We start from the raw sequence: 22,454 nt of genomic DNA on the forward strand, positions 1-22,454 counted from the left end.
GATTAATAATAAACAAACCAAACCGTAGCCTTACAGTCGGTATCTGCTACCGCTCTTATCCAGTGTGCACTATATCCATCGGGGAAGATGTGTGTAATGGTTTTACCTGCCGGAACCTTTATTTTTTTGTAGGTATGCCATCCATTCAGGTCTGTATTTACCTCCAGGGTGATCGTAACATCCTTATCTGCAGTCAGCGAAACTTTTTTCTGATCATAGCCGGTCATGAGGTATGGTAAGGATACTTCACCGGCTTTCACCGAAGCATTCCTCCAAACACCGCCTTCCCCTGTTGGTTTACCTAGTTTCCACAGATCATCGATGGCGCCAAACCAAAGACCTGTTGAGTTACCAGCGTTACGGAAGTAATGACCATCGGGCTTCGCAGTGGTTTTTGTACCGCTTATCACCAATAGTCCTCTCCAGGTGCAGAAATCGATTATCTTCTTTTTATGAGTGGTGATGGGGCGCATGGCTTCAAACCCTGATTCCCGGCCTATTTCATAAAAAGTACCTTGTGCATTCAGCATATATCTTTCAGATTCTAATTCTCTCGCTCCCCGTGATGAAAATTCTTCATAATGCGAAGAGGTTTTAGGGAGTCTGAAAGTACCGGTACGGTCTTTCACTATTACGGAAGCAGCATCTGTTTCATAACCTTTTTTAAATGCCAGTAATTTTTCCAATTCGGTAGTACTATCAGCGGCCGCATTGATAAATTCCAGTCTTTCGTTTACTTCAGCATATTGCTTTTTTCCACTGCTGATATCTAACACTTGCAGGTTTTTGTTATGCCCCGCAGGACGAATCAGGTTTTCGGCTACAGCACCCTGGTCGTCAATACCCGCCAGGGAATTAAACATACCGTCCTGTTTATCGTGAGGTACACCACTGAGATGGAAAAATGCAGATGCAATACAGGGTTTATCCGCTGTTACTCTTATCCAGGCCGGCGAGAACGCTTTAGGAAAGATAAAATACTGATATTCTCCGGCAGACACGGTGAGGGTTTTGTACGACTGCCATTTATTATTCCCCGCTTTATCTATTTCCAGGGTAAAGGTTACTGCTTCGTTTGCGTCATGGCTCAGATGGAGAACTTTTTTATCAAAACCATTCAACAAAAAAGCATCTGAGGGCTCTCCTGCTTTCACGGTATCATTGATCCATGGACCGCCCCAACCATTTGTAGCTCCCCATGTTTTAAGGTCGTTCCAGGTACCAAACCAGAGGTTGGACTGTGAGCGACCGGCCATAGGGTTTTCGAGAATGGTGGTTTCATCGGTAGCCAATACCAGTTGACCATTCCAGTTACAGAAATCCGGGACATATCTCAGGTGATTACTCACAGGAGTAATACCGGCACTGTTGCTTCTGGAAAAGGTTGTAGGAAAGTTGTAAAACATGCCATGCATATCCATCAGCATCCTGTTGTTGCCCACTTCCCTGATGCGGGGCCATTCGGTATACCATCCCCCTTTGCCATCATAGGTATGTGCCGCTTTGGGCAGACGATAAGTATACCATTTACCTCCATCCAGTAATTTTAAGATAACAGAACGTTTGTCCCAACCGATGCTCCATACGGGCGCTGCATCATTGGGAGCTCCGTAGATACCACCCGGACCGGTCACGTCTGTAAATTGTTTTCTTTCTATTATAGACCATTTTTTCCCATCCCAGCTGGCCAGTACACCTTTTTCCTCACTGTTATGCGGCAGATCACCGGCTTCCAGGTCTGCTTTTGTTATTTTAAATACGGCGTCTTCTCCATTGTTAGCTACGATGAACCTGTTTTGCCCGGTATAGGCGCCTTTACCATGCCATCCCGGAACTGGTTTTTCGAACAGCTTTTTAACTGCGAGGGTGTGGACATTTACTTCATATACTTTCCCTTCCATATCGTAGAAGTATACCAGGTTTGCAGGATCAGTCAGGTGGCGCGTTGTAGCGGTCATTCTTCCCGGCATAATGGTAAGGGGAACTACTCTTACTTTCCCTGTTGAGTCAATAAAGTAGGATCCGGTGATCAACTGATTGGATTCCCGGTGGATCATTCTGTTGGCCGGCGTGCCGCCAATACTTTCAGGATGAACGGTGATGTTGAGTTCTTTATTAAGACTATACAGTTTATCAGAGCTTCCGTTAGGACAATGCGGAGAATAGGTAATCATCCACAACTGACCGGCCCAGGGGGTTACGGCTCCGATACCGCCTTCGCCACCATCGCCGAAACGGCTTGTTCCGCATGCGTTTGAACCGCCTTCATTAAACAATGCCAGGTGTGGATACACACCGCTTACCTTTAAATGTTTTGAACCTCCCGGTTTTTCTCCGGCTGCATTACCCGATGATTGCGCCAATATTTTTCCCGTTATTCCTACCCCTAAGACGAGGCAAATTCCCAGCGTTAAAATTTTCATATCGTTTATTTTTTTGAAAGCATCTTTTAGCAGAAATGTTTTCTGTGACCCCGCACTAATAATTAGGATTTTGTGTAAGCTTTGGATTTACCCTGATTTCAATAGAAGGGACAGGCCAGAGGTATTGTTTGTTTTTATCAAAGGCACGTTGTGCAATGATTTTTACATCGCCTGCAAAGCCGGTGTAATCTGCAATTCCATCATCGTCTAATGGTGTTACTCCGGGGAACGGCCACTTTGAGCGATTTTGCCTGGCAGGATCAGGGAGGCCTATTACTGGTTTAGTCAATGCTTTTTCCGCCAGTCGCCACCTGATAAGATCCATATAACGAAGCCCCTCTCTTACAAATTCCACTCTTCTTTCCCTTCTTACTATTTTGCGTAGCTGTGCTACATCTGTGGTGGTTACCGCTGGATAAAGTGTTACCTGCGTGGGCGTGACGCCATATGCCCTTGCCCTTACCTGGTTGATGGCGTCCGGCACTGTATTATCTATTTCGCCAAGTTGTATTTTCGCTTCTGCATAAATGAGTAATATTTCAGCATAGCGGTATAAGATGGCATCATTGTCTTCGACCTGCCTGTCGGCCCAGCTCTGGTCAATACCTTTTTTCCAGAGAAAGCCCGTTGGACTCGCAAAGTTGGCTACCGCCCGCGTATCCCTGTTAGGCACCCGGAGGTTTGTTTTAGAACTGAAAACGGTAAGGGTATCCGGATGCGGCTGATAGGAAAATCCAAGCCATTGCGTATTAAATTCAACTAAGGTAGCGGTAAGACGTGGATCACGGTTCTTAAACGGGTCATTGGGATTATAAAGCGGTGATTCATCTATTGGCAGTCCATCTCTACACTCGTACGCGTCAAAGACTTCACGGGTAGGCACATAAGCACCAAAACCGCCAGCGTTGCGGCTTATAAAGTCCAATACATATCCCGATCCGTTATATACCTGCTGCGCCTGATCGCGTGGAACGCTAATGATAATCTCCGGACTGGTTTCACCTGGTTTCTGGAATAGTTGCGCATAGTCCGGATGAAGTTTGTACACATTCAGTTGTATCAGTTGTTTAGCAGCATCCCTGGCAATACTCCATTGTTCCGTATATAATGCTGTTCTGGCCTTAATTGCCAGCGCCGCACCTTTTGTAAGGCGGCGTACTTCTGCCGTAGTGTATGATGCAGGCAGGTTGGCAGCAGCAAAATCCAGTTCAGAAAAAATAAAATCACGGATTTTTTTTTGGTCGGTACGTTCAATACCTTTTGCCTCGGCAAGTTCCATTGGTGCTGTAAGAAAAGGTACATCGCCAAAATGCGTGATCAGACGTGAATATTCGTAAGCGCGTATCAATCTCATTTCTGCTTCCAGTTTGGTTATCACCGCCGCCGAGGTGTTGGAAGCAGCTTTATCTTTATTGGCAATAAAAGCATTTACGCGGGCAATGGCTTTATAGGCATTTGTCCAAAGAGAAAGTGGGGCGCCATCATCTGAAGTCATGGTACCGAAGGTTACCGAGTTACCACCAGTAGTGCGATACCAAAGGTTGTCTGAAGAATTTTCATCATCATTTCCCCAGAAATCCAGGCGATAAAGATCGTTTACCGCCAGCTCCAGTTCAGTTTGATTATCGTAATAGGTTTGGGTAGATGCCTGTGCAAGTGGATTAAGATCAAGTTTGCTGCATGCTGCCAGTAAGACAGCAGATAGTACGCAGGAATATATTTTCTTCATTGTTAACGTGATTTATCAGGTAAATAATCAAAACCGGGCGGTAACGCCAATCATAAAGGTTTGTACAATAGGATAAGCATTGCTGCCTACTTCAGGATCCCAGTATTTCGGAAAATGATGAATAGAAAAGAGATCATTGGCAGCTACGTAGAAGCGGCAGGATTTCATCCCTATTTTCTGAATCTGTGGCCATTTCAGTGTATAACCCAGCGTGATATCTTTCACCCTGAAGTAGGCGCCATTTACCAGGTAAAGATCTGATAGCAGATAATTGTTGCTTACGGAACTGCGGGAAAGCCTGGGATATTTAACCGCCAGGTTTTGTTCAATGCTGTTATTCACGCTCCAGAAATTCCCCACCAATTCTTTAGGAAAATTGCCGAATGCGGCAGCAAATGGTTGAATAATATCATTGGGCATGCGGCTTAATTTTTTCGCAACGCCCTGTATCACGATTCCGAAATCGAAATTATTATAGTCGAGCCGGATATTACCGCCATACAGGTAGCGGGGCAGCGAACCACCGAGCAGCACTTTATCTCCGAGAGGGGTAATTTGTTTATCTCCATTTACATCCACATATTTTACATCACCAACTTTGGTATTTGTGCTGATCTTTGGGTAGTTTGCCAGTTCATCGGGTGTTTGAAAAAGGCCGGCAGTTTTATAGCCAAACCACTCATTAAATTCTCCGCCTTCTATATTTGCCTGGTCACCGAGAAACTGCGTACCTTTTAAATCCACTATCCTGGTGCGTGTATCAGAGAGATTGGCCGATATGGCGTATTGCAGTTTGCCGATATGATCTTTCCAGCCGACTTCTAGTTCCCATCCTTTCGCATTCAGGACACCTGCATTCTGAAATGGGTTGTCGAATCCCAGGTAATTGGGAATATCCAGTTGCAACAGGATATTATATGTTTTTTTATCGAAATAATCGGCAGAAAGCGAAAGCCGGTTATCAAGAAACATAGCATCGAATCCTGCATCAATGGAGCGGGTTGTTTCCCATGTAATATCGTTTACCGCATACACCTGTTGGTTGCCGCCGTTGAGTGGCAGTACATTTCCATTTTGATAAAAAAGTGCGGTAGTAAAAGGGATGCTTGCCTGGTAAGGATAATATGACGGATTTCCGCTGATGTCCTGCAATCTTTCATTGCCGGCCTTTGCCCAGGATCCACGTATTTTCAGGAAGTTCAGCCAGGAAATTCCCAGCAGGAATTTTTCTTCGGAAGCTGTCCATGCAGCAGACACAGTTGGGAAAATGGCCCCCCTGTAGTCTTTGGCAAACCTCGACGACTGGTCGTAACGCAGGGTACCTTGTATGCTGTACTTGTTCTTATAGCTATAACGTAACCRGCCAAATGTAGAATGCAGGGCATATTGATAAGCATCGCTGCCATTATTTCTCAGAAGCAGGGAGCCGGCCGACAAATAAGGAAAATCGGTTAAGGCAAACCCATCACGGGAGGCCATCAGGTACTCGTATGAGCCATAGTTTTCTTCATACCCGGCGAGTATATCTATATGATGTACATCATGAAATGATTTGGTATAGTTGGCCAGCAGCTGCCCGTTAATCTGGAATGTTTCGGCGCGTTGTTCTTCCAGTGTGGTACTGGCCTGGTTTTGATTAATCACCCTGGATGGATCATCCTTAGCAGTGTACTTAATCTGTTTTGAAAAGATCTTTGTTTTGTTCATATCAAACGTGGGTGCTACCACAGCCATGAGTGACAGCCCCTCTACCGGCTTAAATGCAAGTGATACCCTGCCCATAAACTGGTTGAGCCTTGTTTGATTAAAGCCTCCTTCACGTACTTGTGCCAGTGGATTAAACCCATCTTTTCCCGGAGCATAACGACCGTCATCATAACGATCATCGTAATAGGCGGGATAAATACGGATATCGGAAATCGGATTATAAGTAGGTGTGTTCTGGTCTGTGCGTCTATAGGAAACATCCAGGCTGCCACTTAGTTTGCTGCTGATCTCCAGGTCATTGTTCACGCGGAACTGATACCTGGTGTAATCGTAGTTATCATAAAGCGCATCAGCTTTCTGGTATCCAAAAGAAGCCTTGGTTTTGAGTTTATCTGTTCCTGCAGTAAACACAAGATCATGGCGATAACGGGGCGCATTTTCTTTCATAACGGATCGTTGCCAGTCGGTGTTCGGAAATTTATCGGGATTTATCCGGTTGCTGTCGAGATAGGAGTTTATGAAGGATGGCGCGTAAAGTGGAGCGGTACCATCGTTGGCCAGTTGTTCATTAAAATAGCGCATATAGTCCTGGATGCCTGCATAGCCCGGCAATGCAGTTGCTTTCTGAGTGCCATATTCATAGGTATAGTCCAATGTGCTCTGACCTTTTTTGCCCCGCTTTGTTGTTACCAGTATAACACCTGCAGCTGCCCTGGAGCCGTAGATAGCAGCAGAGGCGCCGTCTTTCAGCACACTGATATTTTCTACATCGTTGGGGTTAACATTGTCGATGTTGCTCACCGGCACCCCGTCGACAATGATCAGAGGGCTGTTATTATTCAGGGTAGTAATTCCCCTGATCAGGATATTGGAGCTGGCGCCAGGAGCACCGTTGTTCCGTGTTACCGAGATTCCCGGCATGCTGCCCTGGAGGGCTTCCGAGATTTGTACTGTCTGACGACCACCAACATCTTTAGCGCCGATTGTGGAGATAGCCCCCGTGATGTCCCGCTTTTTCTGCGTGCCATATCCCACCACTATTACTTCATCCAATCCTTTTACGTCGCGAACCAGGCTAATTTCCAGTGGCGAAGGGCCAATAGTGACCACCTGAGTTTTATAATTTAAAAAAGATACTTCTATTTCGGTGGCGGTTGAAGGCACCTGTAGTTTAAACTGACCGGCATTATCAGTTGTTGTGCCGGACTTGGTTCCGCGGACAATAATTGTCGCTCCGGGAATGGTGATATTTCCCGATGCATCCCGTACTTTTCCGGTGACGGTTTTATTTTGTCCAAACAACGCGGAACTGACAAACATCAGTAGAAAAAGAAAGTTAAGTTTCATTTTGGTTGTAGTTAGTTTTTCTCGGGTGGAAGCCGATGTGAAATTTGGTTAAGCGATTGGGTAAATTTAACTTTGAACAAAAGCTGATTCCAAAATTTCGCTTGACCAAAAGCTTCCCATATATTTGGACAACCATAACTAACTAAAAATCAGCACCTAAGAGACTATGACGTTGGGAAATGGACAAGGCGCAATAACGTATTCATTTTATTATCTGGACATTTGTTGTCATCAGATAGAATTAAAATTTACAACCAGGCCTATCGAGGAATGGACAAATACTGACTATCTCCGTTTAAAAAATGTGTTGTTACAACAGACCGATGTAGCCATTAGTCCCAATACGTTAAAAAGGATCTTCGGAAAACTTAAAACTTCCTCACGCTATTATCCTCAGAAAGCGACACGTGATGCGCTGGCAATTTATATTGGCTATACAGACTGGGAAAGTTTTGTCGCCGGGCAATCTGCGATGGAACAACCCACCTCCCCGGTGAGTAGCTCTGCAGGGAACCCATTGCCTCCGGCAACAGCAGCCGAAATGCTTTCGATTGCAGATGAGCCAACAGAAGCCAGGAAGCATGCCCTCCGGAAGTATGGACTCATCATCACAGGCTTGTTAATTATTATAATGACAGCCTTGTTGATTAGATATAATTTGAATAAGAAAGAAATACTAAACCCTCTCGGGAAAGTCCATTTAATTTGCCAAAACCCGGAAGGCAATGCTGCCCCCCACTCTGTTGTTTTCCGTTTGCAGATTCCCGAGGGATTCCATTTTCCCAAGGGACAGTTTACAATTGATTTTGGTGATAACAGACCAGTAAAAAAGATCAGGCCCGGTGAATTAGTGACTCACTTTTATGAAATTCCCGGAAGATACTATGCCAAACTTAAATATGAAGAGCAACCTGTAGATACATTCCCTGTATACCTGAAAACATCCGGCTGGCTGGCTACCGCTTCCATGCCTACCGATACCATGCGCGTGTATCCTATAGAAAGTCCGGATATTGCCGGTAAAGAAGGCCTATCAGCAAACGCCGTTAATTTGTATCATTCGGGAATTGATACCAGCCACACCTTCTATGTCAATTTTATAAATGCCAGGCCACTGCCCATCAGTGCAGATAATTTTGAGCTAACCATTGTTGGTCAGACATCAGAGAGCAGACCCGGTGTCAGATGCTCCGAAATAGATGTTACTGTTTATGGCGAAAAAACCAAACATTCATTTGTGATAATGAAACCCGGATGCGAAGCCTTCATGGATGCTTTTTTTTCTGATTGGCTGGGAAATGGGATTTATACTGACCTGAGCGCACTTTCTGCCGATCTGACCAAAGGAGGACGTATCCGTTTAACAATCATTGATAAGAGAGTGGTCATTTATATAAACGAAAAAGAAGTGTTTAAAACATCTTATCACATTTCTGCAGGAAATATATATGGTGTAGGAATAGTGTTTTCTGGTATAGGAAAAATATTTGAGGTAAATCTTAAAAACCTGCAGGATCATAAAGAAACTACCCTCCTGCCTGTTAGTAAATGACAGTGATGTGCAAAGCTGATGTTTTCCTTTTCGAATTTCGTCTGGTCTGCAACCAGCAACAGCATATTGCCTCTTATCTGAAGATCACACCACAGTCGTTAAGCAGAATAAGGAAGGAACTGGCAAAAGGTAAACATGGAAAATAGTAACGGCTGGCAGAAGGCATTATAGTTGAAGTTATATTTTGTTATAAGTATACCATCAGGTGCCATATGTAATTTAAAGTATAATATGGATAGCTTTGGCAATAACGTTCAAGTATCTGGTAATACATGTACAGGAACTGGGTGAGCAATTACCTACTATTGAAGTTTACATCTAATCCTTAATATATTTCGAAAAAGATTCAAGGGTAATTTGTTTCAATTTATCACAAAGGTATAATGATATAACTGTTTTTTTATCATGACTTGTAACGGGGGTTGTGGTATTTGTATATTTAATACAAGGTTTTTTTCTCCATTCATATGAATATCCGTCGCCTATGCCATTGAATTGCATGTCATATCGGCCATACTCGGTCTCCAATATTGATAATAGATTACTGGTATCAGGCAAAAGTAAATATACACCGGCAATATTTCCATTAAGTACCGATACTCCCAGGTGTTGAACTTCTGCTGGTAGAAATTCCTGGGCCAACAAATAATCAATTCTAAAAGGAAAAAAAGAGAGACTGACATTCAACTTTTTTTCTACCGCTTTTATTGGAATAAATCCTTTATAGTGATCAATGCTATCGCCCAGGCAATAGGTGTTCATTGCTTTTATTATGGTACGATCTGTCATCGCTTGTGATTTAACATCTCGGATAAAAAACAAGTTGAATATAACAATAAGAAAAAGACGAGCAATCTTATTGAAGATAAGAAATCTATGCATACTACTGTCTCTCATATTATTCCATTGTGCGATACTTACTTGATTATAAATTAATAAGTCCATATAGGTCGATTTGTTTCTGCGCTGACTTTTTCCAATAAATTGTATATTCAGGAAAACTTACCAATCAACTCAAATATACCATTAAACCCCTTCTGCAATGGACTATATCATTCAAAATGACAATAAACATTTGATCGTTTTAGTCCATGGACTGAATGGCGACCCCACTACCTGGCATGGAAGCGAAGAAAGGTTTGTAGAAAGGTTATCGGAGGAACAACTTGTCAAAGAATATTTTGATCTCGCTTCGTTTACTTACGGTACGAAAATATTTAGTATTGGCTGGCTTGTTAAGCTCAAAAATACCATTATCGGTTTTACCAGGAATCGTCCAAAAGAAGATATTAATGGCTTCAATGTAGGGATTGAACCCATTTCCCGTGTTTTAGAAGCTGAATTGAGAGGGATGCATGAAAAATACAAGACAATCACGTTTATAGCACATAGCATGGGAGGCTTGGTTACAAAGAGCGCATTGAACTGGTTAAACGATGATGTTCTTAAGAAAATCGAGTTATTTATCTCGCTATCAGTGCCGCATATGGGCGCCAGACTTGCAAATATCGGATCTGATCTTATTGGCAATAACCCTCAATTACGGGACCTCACAGCAATGGGAAATTTTACAACTGCGCTTAACGAAAGGTATGCCAGTTTAAAATACCTGCCCAAGGTTATTTATCAAACCGGTAACCAGGATACTATCGTACCCAGACCATCGGCCGTACCACCGAACGTTCATAGTGATTACATCGAAAGCACGTCGGATGATCATTTTTCAATCCTACTCATCAAAAACAGTAAAAACAACGCTGTTTTCAGGACAGTAATCAGGGAATTAAATGGTGTCCTACAGCCCTTTAGATCTGTTGAAGCTGATGTCCCTCAGGACACTCCTTTCCAATTTTTTGTTGAAGCAATGGCTTCAAAGTTCGGGGTTCAAATCGACATCACCTGCTTCTCTCAAACAGAACTAAGCGCAAAACTCAGGGGCGGCAAAATTAATAGTTCATCTGTTGAAGATTTCTTTTTGCAAACCGGGAATTTATCCATCAATACATTCCCTAAATATACAGTTGAGAGAGAACGAGGAACAACAAACTACACCTTCAAAAAATAAAATGCTATGAGCAACGAATGCAAATGTACACACCCGGACGGAGGTGGCGCTAAATGCCCCGTTCAGCATGTCGCCCTATGCATCCGGGGAAAGGACATGCAGTGTTACGGAGAGTGCGTACCTATTCCCGGCAGCTATAGTTTTGAAACCTCAGGATTTAACAGGTGGCTGGATGATATAATTAACCAATCCGTTAACGACTACGCCCGTGCCAACTATGGAGAAAAAACCTCACAATTTGGTGTAACAAGGTTATCGGACTCCAGTGCGCTACAAGACGGAAGAATTACATTTCAGCTTGACACCATAAAAATTCATATCAGGTTTTCCTATGAGTTCAGAAATAATATAGAGCCTTTAGGGGGCTTGCAGGAGGAGGCATATGTTAGCTAACCGGCTTTAAAGTGGAAGAAGTTAAAATTTCAATTCCCGGCTTATGAGCTAATTGATTTCAATCGTTATACGAATGGAGTTGATATGTTGCTCCATCAAAAAAGCTTAATATTCATGCAACCTTTTTATAGCAGAGGCGTCTTATATAGGAATACTATTCATTAACCCACCTGAAGAACCTATTAACATGTCAATATCACCGGTTAAATCAATTTGCATATCTGTATTAGGCCTTCTTTTCAGTGGGTATCTGTTTGCCCATAATGGAAGTGTTGCCTATGCATATCCGCTTGGCAGGATCACGGTGGATGGCGATCTTTCCGACTGGCCCAAAGATGCTGTCAGGTATAAAATCGGAATAAATCCGTCGGACACCAAACCGCAGAATGAATCCGATTTTTCCGGCTATTTCCAGCTAGGCTATAACCTCGGCAATCAATCATTATATGTGGCATTTACAATTACGGATGATGATTTCGTCGAAGATACTTCTCAAAATGTAAGCTGGAATACCCAGGATGGGTTGGAAGTAAGCATTGATGCGCGTCATCTGCTCTCCGGTTCTGGGGTGGCGTCATTTATGTATAGCAAGCGCCTTCATACCATCAATAATGCCTTCTTTGATCCTTTTGCCAGTAAAGCCACCTGGGATATTACGGAGGTGGCTCTTACACGCCATGGTAACACCCGCATTTACGAATGGCGTATACAGCTAGGAAACGAGTTGGCGGTTGGAAAATCGATCGGTTTCGATTTTCATGTATTTGACAAAGATCAGGATGGAAGCTTCTCCTGGTCTGCCTGGGGAAAGGGAGAATCTAAATTTAAGAACCCAAACAGCCTTGGCGATATCGTCTTCCTGCCTGCCGGCAAAGAACTGTCCACTGTTTCGGGAAAGTTAAGCTGGAGCAAACAACAGGCGGCAAAGCTACCAGGTCTGTTGCGGCTCGTTGCTTCGGATAATCCAAAACTTTGGATGACAGCGGAAGTAGACAGCCTGGGGAATTATGAGGCGATGGTACCTCCTGGAAAATATACCCTCGCACTGCCTGATCCTTACTTTCAATCTGACGGTAAACTTTATGCTGCTGATCAAAAAGCACCTCTCACCGTTGTGGCAAAATCAGGACAAAAAATAGTTGCAAGTGAGTTTCGTATATCATCTACCCCTCTACCCGACTTGATTCCTGATAAAGGCGTACTGTTAAATTTTACCGCATCCGGCACCAGTCAGATAGATCATTTTATCGAAACCTACCGCGATTATTATGGAATACCAGGTGTTTCGCTTGCAGTAATTAAAGATGGGAAATTGCTGTATCATAAAACATATGGTGTTAGCAACACGATGACCGGGGAAAAAGTAAATGACAATACATTGTTTGAAGCTGCTTCCGTTACAAAGCCTGTATTTGCCTTTGCTGTTGAACGACTGGCAGACCGTGGAGTGATTAACCTTGACAAACCATTATATGAGTATCTTCCTTATAAGGATATCGAATACGACGATCGATATAAGTTGATGACCGCAAGACATGTATTAACGCACAGGACAGGTTTCCCGAACTGGCGGTGGATGAATAAAGATGGAAAACTGGATCTGAAATTTACACCCGGCACAGCATATAGCTATTCAGGTGAGGGCTTCGAATACCTGAAGCTGGTGATAGAAAAAATTACTGGTAAGAAGGTGGAGCAGGTATTGCAGGAGGAGGTTATTGAGCCGGTTGGACTATACCATACTTTTTTCTCAAAAAATGATTCTTTGCAGCGGATGGCCGCATATGGTCATTATGATAAACTGCCAACTAAAAATGATCTCCCGGAAAGCCCTGGCATGGCTTATTCTATGTATACCGAAGCAAAAATCTTCACGAAGTTTATGCTGTATTTGTTGGAGCAGAAAGGCCTGAAACCAGCAACTTATGACACTATCCTGTCGAAGCATTCAGCATATACTTTTGATGACGAGGCGCATAAGCCGAAAGTTCCTACCTATATGGGTATGAGCCTTGAGATTAGAGAAACTCCTTTTGGCAAAACATTTGGTCATGGTGGCAATAATGGCGATTTCAAATGCAGGTTTGAAGTATATAAAGACCTGAAAATGGGATATGTTATTTTCACTAATTCCAATACATCTGATGTGTTGCTGGACAACCTCCGCAAGTTGTTGGTGGAGGGGAAAGATGCTACGCCGTGATGTGTTAAGTTTATCTCCAACGGGAAAAGGCCTCAAAATTAATATTTTGAAGCCTTTTCCCGTTTAGGACCACTGTCATCATACTTTTATCTACTAAAAAAAAGACGCAGGTTGTCAGAAAAGTGGTTTGTGTATTACCTTTGCGGCTGTATAAACAAAAGACATGAGTCAATTTTCACATATAAACCTGCCGTTAAAGAACAAACTGACATTCACTGCTAACCCGGTAAACGTAGTGCCATTGCCGAATGGAGAGATCCTGATGAACTTTGCGAGTCAGCCATTGATTACAAAGCTCAATGCCAACCTTGAAATTGTTTGGGAAAAAATCATCCAGGGACAGCATGCGAATTATGTAAGCAGCAAGCTGTCTGCCTCTTCTGATGGCCGCCTGATTGCTATTGCAGGAATGACCGATATGCGTATTCTCGATGCAGAAGGGACGATGGTATTACATACGGTGGAACATGAATCCTGGGGCTGGTTCCTGGGTGCTGCCTGTTATTTTGCCAGGGATAATAAAACGATCTGGTATGTATTGCCAGGTGATAAAAATGAAACAGATCAGCTGCAGGTGATGGATGCTGCTACTTTTGAAGTAATTGCTTCTTCCCCCCTGCTGGAAAGCCAGCAATACACCTATGTATTTCATGCTACGCCAGACAATGACATGATCCTGCTGGAAGCGGCCGCCGGCCAGGAGAAAACCATCCTGATGCAGTTACAGCTGAACGATAGCGTCATCTCCCTGACAGCACTTACTCAATGTGATGATGTGATCATGGGCAACTTTGCGCCATCCGGAAAAGAGTTTGTTATGGCTCCGCATTACGATGGACCATTAGAAATCTACTCCTTCCCTGGAATAGCCAGGATAGCAGAGCAGGAGCAGGAAGCTATTTTCGATGGCAGTAAAGATTTTCCTGCCACTGAACCGGATAATATCAACTATAATGTATTCTTTGTAGATGATAATAACATCCTGGTAGTTTCCCAATTTGGAAGATTGTTATTACTGGACAGAAAAGATTTACGTTGTAAAGCAGAAGTAAGACCGGAGGGTATTGAATTTACGGCATATAACCTGGATGGTAATCCTACCACCAACCCGGATTATATCTTTGATTACAGCAGTAATATTATCAATGTAATGATTGTGCATGACAAGCTGTTGCTGACGACCGGTGATGGTCAGTTGCGCAGTTATGACCTGCCTGTATGATAAAAAATCGAGGGGTGTCTCCTGGTTTAGGAGACACTTTAGCAGCCCATAAACGCGTCATAATAACCATTTTTTTGATAATTTACTATACATTTTAGTTAAAATTCCATGCGGAAATATTACTAACTATCGCTAATATTGTCATGATTCCGCTGTAGTGTCAACCAAGTGAGCAAACCGTCAACCAAATTTCCAATGCTTTATGGGGTTAAAGTGTATTGACAATGAACGTGAAATACTGGAGCAAGTGGCCGGCGGCTCCCAACATGCCTTCTCAAAGCTTTTTCATGGTTATGTACATCAGGCAGGCCGTATTGTTTATACCATCATCGGTTCCCGTGAGCAAACAGAAGAGATCCTGCAGGACCTGTTTGTAAAACTTTGGAAAAACAGGGAAAAACTCACCAGTATCAAAGAATTCAATGCCTATTTTTTTATTCTGCTGCGCAACCATACCCTTAATTACCTGACGCGGCTGGCCGCGGAAAGAAAAGGACAACAGGAGTATGCCAGGTTTGTAATACAGCAACAGGACAAAAAAGATGACCATGCTGATGTTCGTCTCGAAATAGTTGACAAAGCTATTGAAGCGCTGCCCACCCAGCAAAAAACCGTATTCCTCCTGCGGGCGCAGGGCTATAGAAACCCTGAAATTGCGTCCCGCATGAATTTATCTACCGACTCTGTAAAAAAGTATAACCAGCTGGCCCTTAAGTTTATTCACCAGTTTATTAAGGTGAGGGTAACTGTTTTGTTCACATTGGTAGCTGTCCGGTATTTAAAATAAAATATTTTTCCTCCCCATATCTCCTTTTATACCCCCTCCACTGTCTTATGTATAGGAACAATGTTCAAACAGTCATACTATGCAGCAGCAGGACCGTTTACAATATTTGCTGGAAAAGACCACTACCGGCACTATCGCTGAAGAAGAGCGACAGGAGCTGTTTGTATTATTGACTGATCCGGATACAAGGCAATTATATAATGATTTATTTGAGCAGCTGTCAACACAGTACGCTGAAGAAGAAGATTTTTTCTCTGCTGAAGAGACCACCCATTTATTTGAACAGATCAATGAAAAAAACAGGGAGTCAGGTTCAGGCCCGGATGTCAGTACCCGGATACATCGCTTAAAGCCAGTACTCTTCTGGGCTGCCGCCTGCATAACAATGTTATTGTCGTTACTCTCCTACCGCTTTTTTGTCAACATGCACCGGGTAGCTGATCAGAAAAAAATGGCGCAGCTAACACCTGCTCCCAGGCCCAAATCTGATGTAATGCTGACACTCTCCGATGGCACACAGGTGTCCCTGGACAGTACAGTAGCCGGACGGGTATTTGAGCAAAAAGGAGCCCGCGCCGTTAACAACGATAACGGAACCCTTACCTATGCCGGAGATGTTACAACAGCCGCAAAGCCCGAAGTGGTGTATAATACCCTCACTATACCGAGGGGAAAACAATATAAAGTAGTACTGCCGGATGGCAGCCAGGTTTGGTTAAATGCTGCCTCCTCCCTCCATTACCCGACACAGTTTCCCGACCAGGAAAGAAAAGTTGAACTATCAGGCGAAGCTTATTTCGATATCGTTAAGGATGATCGTAAACCATTTTTAGTAGTAACTGCTCAGCAAACTATTTCCGTGCTGGGTACTTCTTTTAACGTTAAAGCCTATACAGATGAACCGTATATTAAAACTACACTCATAGCAGGTAGTGTAAAAATTGATCCGCTAAATGGAAGCAAGTCAAGGGTATTAAAACCAGGAGAACAGGCTATAGTGGCAAATAATGATTTGCAGGTAAAAACAATAGATACCAAAGAAGATGTTTCCTGGCGGTCCGATCTCTTTTATTTTTCCGATACCGATCTGCGGGAGATGGCGTATCAGCTGCAACGCTGGTATGATATTGAAGTGGATTTTTCATCCCTTCCGGCAAAAAGATTATATGGACAATTACCCCGTAGTACACCACTACCGGAACTGTTAAGCGCAATTGAGAAAACAAGTAATATAAAATTTAAATTAAGCAACGGCCGGCTGTTTGTAGAGAAATAGTATCCGGATTTTATTTATCAACCATCATCATTTCACACCAGTAAAATTACATTTATGAGAATTCAACGTGGCCATCGTATGGGCCATTGGAAGCGCTATGCCTGGTGCATAATGTTTACTGTCTTCCATTATCTGGCAACATCTGCAATTGGCTTCTCCCAGCAGGTAACATTAAGTGTAAGCGGAGCAAGACTGGAGCAGGTGCTCGAGTCGATCAGAACACAAACAGGTTACTCCTTTATTTTTGATGCCCGGTATGCAAAAAATGCGCTGCCAGTCACGGTAAACCTTAAAGAAGAGTCACTGGAAACCGCCCTTGCCCAGGTATTTAAGGGGCAGCCATTCACCTATGAAGTAAATGAAAGAATTGTAACGGTACTTGCATCGCGTAAGGCGACGGCAGTGACTACATTGTCCGGCAGGATTGTTAGTCCGGATAACCAGCCAATTATTGGCGCCACCGTGATCGTTCAGGGCTCTAAACAGGGAGCCACGGCAGATGAAAACGGAAAGTTCTCCCTTTCAATTGCTGCGGAAGATGCCACCATCGTCATCACTTCTATCGGTTTTAACTCGTTAACGCTTCACCTGAGCAATGGCGTGCTAACACCGGCCAGCAAACAGTTTAATCATCAGCTGGTCAGAAATACGTTGCAAAATCTGCTGATCATGCTCCAGCCTTCTGCATCGCAATTGCAGGAAGTAAACGTAACAGTAGGATATGGTACGCAGAAAAAAAGAGAAACTACTGCTGCCATTTCAAGCATTAAAGGATCACAGTTGCAAAATAAGCCCAGCGGTTCTATAGAAGGATTGCTGCAGGGACTTGCACCAGGGTTAGTAGTGCAAAACAATTCCGGTATGCCGGGTGGAAGAAGCATGATTCAAATCAGAGGTCTTGCTTCGTTTTCCAATTCGGCCAACTCCAACGTAGTAAGCACGCCTTTGTTTATTATTGATGGTGTACCACTGGAACAGGATGTATTCAACCCTTCAGATCCACGCCAGGCCATCACAAGTGTGCTGGCTGGTTTCAGCCCCTTTGACCTGGAATCCGTGGATGTACTGAAAGATGCTTCCGCTACTGCTATCTATGGTTCAAGAGGCGCCAACGGCGTTATCATTATTAACACCAAACGTGGCAAAATCGGGAAACCAATTGTCACCTTAAATACACAATATGGATTGAGTTATTACCCATCACTACGTAAAACGCTTGGAGGTAAAGCGGAACGCGATTTTAAAATTGCTCTCTTTAACCAGTATAAATCTGCCAAAGTAGGCGGTGGAGATTCAGACATGCCTATTGAGCTGAGCGATAGTCTGAATAGCTTTTATAACAATTCTACCGACTGGCAAAAGCTGTACTTCCGGGATGCTGATCTGAAGAATATTAACCTGGGTATCAGCGGCGCTACGGAGAATGCCAGCTACCGGTTAGGGGTGGATTACTATAACGAAAAAGGCATTGTACTGGGTTCAGGATTTACCAGGTTTTCACTGACCTATAACGGTGTTTTCAAACCTACTTCGAAGTTAACGATTACCGGCCGGGCAAATTTAAGCCAGACCGATGCCAGCCAAAAAAGAGGCGACACTTACAGTGCAGCAGTAGTAGGAAATAACTTCTCTTCTTCTTTCCGCCCAGGCCCCAACAGCGGCTTTTTTGATTCCTTCCTGGAGTCTTACAAGAAAGGCGTCAGCATTGACCTTACCAGGAGAGTACTGGCACAGCTGGAAGTCAGTTACGATCTTACCAACTACCTGAACCTTACCTCCAGGGCATCTGGCAACTATGAATTTTATCGCACCCGCTCATTCGAACCATCTGCAACAAGAAATGACCAGAAAGCGGCGGCCTCTTATTATTCGCAGGAAAAAGTAAATCTGCTGAGCGAAACCTTTCTTCGTTTATACCACACATTTCCTTCAAAACACTCGTTCGATGTAGTGTTGGGTAATACCATCAACACCAGCGAAAACAACAACATATTCGGCTCTGCATATGGAGGTCCCAGTGATGCACAACAGGTGATACAGGGATATCCGCAATCCAATCTCAAACTGGAAACGCATAATATCAGGTATGGCTTGCTGTCTTACTATTCCAGACTTTCTTATAACTACGACAAAAAATACCTGTTTCAGGGTGTTGTGCGCGCCGATGGTTCTTCCAAATTTGGTAAAGATAACCAGTGGGGATACTTCCCTTCTCTGTCTGCAGGATGGGTATTTACAGAAGAAAAATTTGTTCGTAAGCACATTGGCCGCTGGCTGAATTTTGGAAAGATCAGGGCCAGTACAGGAAAATCCGGTACCCAGTATGAGGACAACTACCTGGCAGTAGGTGCCTATCAAACCAAGAGTGGAGACAATGCCACGTATAACGGCATTCCCTTACTGGCTCCCAGCTACGGTGCAGGTAACGGTACCGCCTTACCAAATCTTACCTGGCAAACTACTAAAGACAAGGGCGTAGGATTGGATCTTGAGTTTTTCAATAGCCGTCTGACTATGACGCTCGACTACTATAATAAAAACACAGACGGGTTCCTCTTTCCTGATGCTTTAAATGGTACCAGCGGATATACCTCCCGTTATATCAACAGCGGGGCTGTTCGCAATACCGGGTATGAAGCAGCCATCACCGCCTATCTTACAAGGCCGGGAAAGAACTTTCAGTATTCCGTCACCTTTATTGGCGCCATCAACCATAATGAACTGACCAAGCTGCCTGATTTCGGCAGAAGTGTTTCCAGGAGCGATTATGCAGTAGGACAACCTTATCTGGAGATTGGCCGCCCACTGAATGGCTTTTACCTGATGAAGTACCTGGGCGTATATCCAACAGATGAATCCGTTCCGGTAAATAAGTATACCGGTAAGCGACTTTACCCTAATACCAGCGGATTTGCCTCACAGGACCCGTATAAAGCCGGAGATATCATGTTACTGGATGTAAACGGAGATGGCAGGATTGGTGTAATGGATAATTCCGACCGCGTTTATTCCGGTGATCCTAATCCTAAATTTACCGGAAGTGTTTCTCACTCTTTCAGCTATAAGTTTAAAAGCAATGCCACACTCCAGCTGGACCTGTTTTTCAACTACTCTGTTGGCAACAAAGTATTTAACAAAGTAAAGGCAGATCGTATCAAGGGTGTAAGCTGGACCGCCAGTGAAAATGTGAACTATCCGGGCGGACAAAGAAACCTGCTGGATGTATCAGACCTGGATTTCTGGACGCCTACCCATACCAATGCAAAATACCCGGTGCTTAATCCGTGGAGATACTACGGCACATCCAGTTATGATTTTATCGGCAACTACGAAACCAACACCGATCTTTTCCTGGAAAGCGGAAGCTTTATACGGTTAAATAATATCAACCTGAGCTATGATTTTGCACCGGCTGCGCTAAACCGTTTTAACATCCGTAGACTGAGAGTGTATGGAGGGATGAGTAACGTGTTTATCCTGACAAAGTATTCCGGCGTGGATCCTGAAAACGTGGATTCTTATGGTTACGATCTGGGTAATGGATATCCCATTCCTTACAAATTTAACTGTGGCTTTAACTTTGAATTTTAAGATTATGAAGATAAAAATAACATGGAAAAACAAAATGTGCTTCCTCCTCGCAGGTAGCGCCTTATTATTTTCCTGCAAAAAAATACTGGATCCTGAAATTATTGAACTCCCTACTGCCGCTAACGCTATTATGACCTCGGCAGATGTGGAAAAAGGAGTAGCCGCTGCTTACTCCTACCTGCGGGCGGTGGTACCTGATAAAGTATTTCTCATGGGAGATGTACGTGCAGATGTGTTCTCCAGTTATTCCCAGAGTTCAAACGTTCGGGTTGAGACGCCTATTGCGACCAATACCGCCAGTGCGTTACTGAATAACGGAGGTGGCAACTGGAACCAATTTTATACCGTGATTGCGCAATGCAACCTGCTCCTTGAAAAAATCCCTACGATTGCTAACTACGATGAGTCGCTCAGAAACAGACATATCGGGGAAGCCAGCTTTATCCGGGCACTCACCTACTTTTACCTGGTTCGTTTCTGGGGAGATGTACCCATCAACTTAAAGAGCGTGAATATAGATAACCTGTCAAGGGCGCCACAGGCAGATGTATTTAAGCAGATCACCAGTGATCTGGACATCGCCATTGCTGACCTGGCATTGGATTACGGTGGTGGCGACAAAGCCGTAAGAGCCACCAAAGGAGCAGCATGGGCTATTAAAGCGCATGTACTGGGATGGTTACAGGATTATGCCGGTTGTGAAAAGCTATGCGACAGCGTAATTACAAAAGGGCCGTACAGTCTTGTTACGGATACACTGAACCTCATCAGCATCTTTGTTGGAAAATCCAATGAAGGCATCTTTGAGCTTAATTTTGATGCCAATGCAAGAGAGGTACAGAAAAACCGTGTTTATAACAGAACATTGGGCAGGCCCTGGTATAAAGACCAATCAGATGGCGGAGGCGGTACCGAAAAGTTTATACTTTCTCCCACCAGGCAACAATTGAATAACATGTTCCCTCCAAGTGCGCGCGATGCCCGGTTGTTTACCTGGTTTGATCGTGCCACCTACCTGCAGGGCGTTTATGATGACCGTATCTTCCTGGGCAAGTACAAAACGCTGCAACTGAAAGGCGACACCTCTTCACAGAATATTAATGAATCAAACATTATCATTACCCGTTTGGCGGATATCATGTTGCTGAGAGCAGAAGCGCTGGCCAGTCCGGCTGTAGGCAGAGCCGGGGAAGCTGCAGTACTGCTGAATAAAGTAAGACAACGTGCATTTACCACTCTCTACACAGGTGGAGGCAGTATCCAGGACACTATCCTGCTCGAGCGCAGAAAGGAACTGATCGGGGAAGGCCAATATTTCTTTGACCTCGTGAGAACAAGAAAGCTGGATAAAGACTCTAAAATAACAGCAGCCGATTGGTATCAGAAAGGTGCATGGCTACTCCCGATAGACCAGAGCATTATCGCGAAAAGCAATTTTATGATCACTCAGAACGAATACTGGAAATAACTTTTTATATGAAGAAAAATATTTCACTAAAAAAAGCGGCACTCCTGGCAACCCTTGCTATACTGATGTTTTCAGCATGCAGGAAAGATAACTATTATGTCGATGGAGGCTTGTCTCAGCAATCCGAGGAAGAAAAAAGGATGACGGTATATGAATTCCTGGCCAGCAGACCTAATCATATATTTGATTCGCTGGTGAAGATCATTGACCTCACCAATAGCAAGGCCCTGGTGAATCAGGCCAACATTACTTTTTTTGCGGCACCCAATAAAGCAGTGCTGCGGTTACAGATGAACTATACACCGGATGACCGGCAGACTCCCCAACCCCTCGCCAACATAGGAAAGGATACATTGATCACCTTACTTGGCAGGTTTATTATACCCAATGCCAAAGTGAGCCTGGAGCAAGCTGTAAAAGACCGGACACGATATTACAAGGCGCTTAATGGCGACTCCCTGATTGTTAGCGCTGTAGACGGCGGAACAAGTGCCACCAGCTCACTACAAACGTCAGCGTACAGAATAATGTTTGAGCATTTAAAAATACCAGGAGTGGATACGGTAAAATTCAGCGCCAGTATACAAACGCATAACCTGATCACTGCCAACGCCATTGTACACGTATTAAGCAATGGGTCGAGTTTCGCAGCAGGGCTGAAACAAAAATATTTCAGATAGTCTTAATCATT

Annotated in this window: 14 protein-coding genes; 10 read left to right on the forward strand and 4 right to left on the reverse strand. The window is 43.8% G+C overall.

Annotation, left to right across the window (positions count from 1 at the left end):
- Positions 1-2: 2 nt before the first annotated feature.
- The 3 genes from AB4Z08_RS32530 to AB4Z08_RS32540 are packed head-to-tail and all read right to left on the reverse strand — an operon-like array spanning position 3 to position 7,206.
- Complete coding sequence (locus AB4Z08_RS32530; protein ID WP_441577962.1) at positions 3-2,423, reverse strand: hypothetical protein; 2,421 nt, start codon at positions 2,421-2,423, stop codon at positions 3-5.
- Between the two features lie 55 nt (positions 2,424-2,478).
- A complete protein-coding gene (locus tag AB4Z08_RS32535; protein ID WP_441577963.1) occupies positions 2,479-4,152 on the reverse strand; it encodes a RagB/SusD family nutrient uptake outer membrane protein in 1,674 nt (557 codons plus the stop codon).
- A 27-nt stretch (positions 4,153-4,179) separates the two neighbouring features.
- Entirely contained in the window at positions 4,180-7,206 is a 3,027-nt protein-coding gene (locus AB4Z08_RS32540) for a SusC/RagA family TonB-linked outer membrane protein (protein WP_441577964.1), read from the reverse strand.
- 166 nt (positions 7,207-7,372) lie between these two features.
- Here AB4Z08_RS32540 and AB4Z08_RS32545 point away from each other — a divergent pair, with 166 nt between their 5' ends.
- Entirely contained in the window at positions 7,373-8,758 is a 1,386-nt protein-coding gene (locus AB4Z08_RS32545) for a hypothetical protein (RefSeq protein WP_441577965.1), read from the forward strand.
- A gap of 318 nt (positions 8,759-9,076) precedes the next feature.
- On the opposite strand, the gene AB4Z08_RS32550 is transcribed toward AB4Z08_RS32545, so the two are convergent.
- Positions 9,077-9,703 carry a hypothetical protein gene (locus tag AB4Z08_RS32550; RefSeq protein WP_441577966.1) on the reverse strand — a complete coding sequence of 209 codons (627 nt, stop codon included), beginning with the start codon at positions 9,701-9,703 and terminating at the stop codon, positions 9,077-9,079.
- A 97-nt stretch (positions 9,704-9,800) separates the two neighbouring features.
- Here AB4Z08_RS32550 and AB4Z08_RS32555 point away from each other — a divergent pair, with 97 nt between their 5' ends.
- The 9 genes from AB4Z08_RS32555 to AB4Z08_RS32595 all read left to right on the forward strand — a co-directional run bounded on the left by AB4Z08_RS32555 (position 9,801) and on the right by AB4Z08_RS32595 (position 22,443).
- On the forward strand, positions 9,801-10,823 hold the full coding sequence (locus tag AB4Z08_RS32555) for a lipase family alpha/beta hydrolase (protein ID WP_441577967.1): 1,023 nt from the start codon (positions 9,801-9,803) through the stop codon (positions 10,821-10,823).
- Positions 10,824-10,829: 6 nt separating this feature from the next.
- Complete coding sequence (locus AB4Z08_RS32560; RefSeq protein ID WP_441577968.1) at positions 10,830-11,216, forward strand: hypothetical protein; 387 nt, start codon at positions 10,830-10,832, stop codon at positions 11,214-11,216.
- Between the two features lie 187 nt (positions 11,217-11,403).
- Entirely contained in the window at positions 11,404-13,419 is a 2,016-nt protein-coding gene (locus AB4Z08_RS32565; RefSeq protein WP_441577969.1) for a serine hydrolase, read from the forward strand.
- Positions 13,420-13,582: 163 nt separating this feature from the next.
- Complete coding sequence (locus AB4Z08_RS32570; protein ID WP_441577970.1) at positions 13,583-14,641, forward strand: hypothetical protein; 1,059 nt, start codon at positions 13,583-13,585, stop codon at positions 14,639-14,641.
- A 202-nt stretch (positions 14,642-14,843) separates the two neighbouring features.
- Positions 14,844-15,428: a sigma-70 family RNA polymerase sigma factor gene (locus AB4Z08_RS32575; protein ID WP_441577971.1), complete on the forward strand. Its 585-nt coding sequence runs from the start codon at positions 14,844-14,846 to the stop codon at positions 15,426-15,428.
- A 79-nt stretch (positions 15,429-15,507) separates the two neighbouring features.
- Complete coding sequence (locus AB4Z08_RS32580; protein WP_441577972.1) at positions 15,508-16,704, forward strand: FecR family protein; 1,197 nt, start codon at positions 15,508-15,510, stop codon at positions 16,702-16,704.
- A 54-nt stretch (positions 16,705-16,758) separates the two neighbouring features.
- A complete protein-coding gene (locus tag AB4Z08_RS32585) occupies positions 16,759-20,295 on the forward strand; it encodes a SusC/RagA family TonB-linked outer membrane protein (RefSeq protein WP_441577973.1) in 3,537 nt (1,178 codons plus the stop codon).
- 4 nt (positions 20,296-20,299) lie between these two features.
- Positions 20,300-21,763 carry a RagB/SusD family nutrient uptake outer membrane protein gene (locus AB4Z08_RS32590; protein WP_441577974.1) on the forward strand — a complete coding sequence of 488 codons (1,464 nt, stop codon included), beginning with the start codon at positions 20,300-20,302 and terminating at the stop codon, positions 21,761-21,763.
- Positions 21,764-21,771: 8 nt separating this feature from the next.
- Positions 21,772-22,443, forward strand: coding sequence for a hypothetical protein (locus tag AB4Z08_RS32595; protein WP_441577975.1), 672 nt, complete (start codon positions 21,772-21,774; stop codon positions 22,441-22,443).
- The last annotated feature ends 11 nt before the right edge of the window (positions 22,444-22,454 follow it).

This window comes from Chitinophaga sp. RAB17 (genome assembly GCF_052114225.1).
In the GTDB taxonomy this organism is placed as follows: Bacteria; Bacteroidota; Bacteroidia; order Chitinophagales; family Chitinophagaceae; genus Chitinophaga.

Excerpts from the sequence above, each read along its gene's own strand:
- AB4Z08_RS32530 (WP_441577962.1), bottom strand. The coding sequence starts at position 2,423 with ATGAAAATTTTAACGCTGGGAATTTGCCTCGTCTTAGGGGTAGGAATA.
- AB4Z08_RS32535 (WP_441577963.1), bottom strand. The coding sequence starts at position 4,152 with ATGAAGAAAATATATTCCTGCGTACTATCTGCTGTCTTACTGGCAGCA.
- AB4Z08_RS32545 (WP_441577965.1), top strand. The coding sequence starts at position 7,373 with ATGACGTTGGGAAATGGACAAGGCGCAATAACGTATTCATTTTATTAT.
- AB4Z08_RS32550 (WP_441577966.1), bottom strand. The coding sequence starts at position 9,703 with ATGGACTTATTAATTTATAATCAAGTAAGTATCGCACAATGGAATAAT.
- AB4Z08_RS32555 (WP_441577967.1), top strand. The coding sequence starts at position 9,801 with ATGGACTATATCATTCAAAATGACAATAAACATTTGATCGTTTTAGTC.
- AB4Z08_RS32560 (WP_441577968.1), top strand. The coding sequence starts at position 10,830 with ATGAGCAACGAATGCAAATGTACACACCCGGACGGAGGTGGCGCTAAA.
- AB4Z08_RS32565 (WP_441577969.1), top strand. The coding sequence starts at position 11,404 with ATGTCAATATCACCGGTTAAATCAATTTGCATATCTGTATTAGGCCTT.
- AB4Z08_RS32570 (WP_441577970.1), top strand. The coding sequence starts at position 13,583 with ATGAGTCAATTTTCACATATAAACCTGCCGTTAAAGAACAAACTGACA.
- AB4Z08_RS32575 (WP_441577971.1), top strand. The coding sequence starts at position 14,844 with ATGGGGTTAAAGTGTATTGACAATGAACGTGAAATACTGGAGCAAGTG.
- AB4Z08_RS32580 (WP_441577972.1), top strand. The coding sequence starts at position 15,508 with ATGCAGCAGCAGGACCGTTTACAATATTTGCTGGAAAAGACCACTACC.
- AB4Z08_RS32585 (WP_441577973.1), top strand. The coding sequence starts at position 16,759 with ATGAGAATTCAACGTGGCCATCGTATGGGCCATTGGAAGCGCTATGCC.
- AB4Z08_RS32590 (WP_441577974.1), top strand. The coding sequence starts at position 20,300 with ATGAAGATAAAAATAACATGGAAAAACAAAATGTGCTTCCTCCTCGCA.
- AB4Z08_RS32595 (WP_441577975.1), top strand. The coding sequence starts at position 21,772 with ATGAAGAAAAATATTTCACTAAAAAAAGCGGCACTCCTGGCAACCCTT.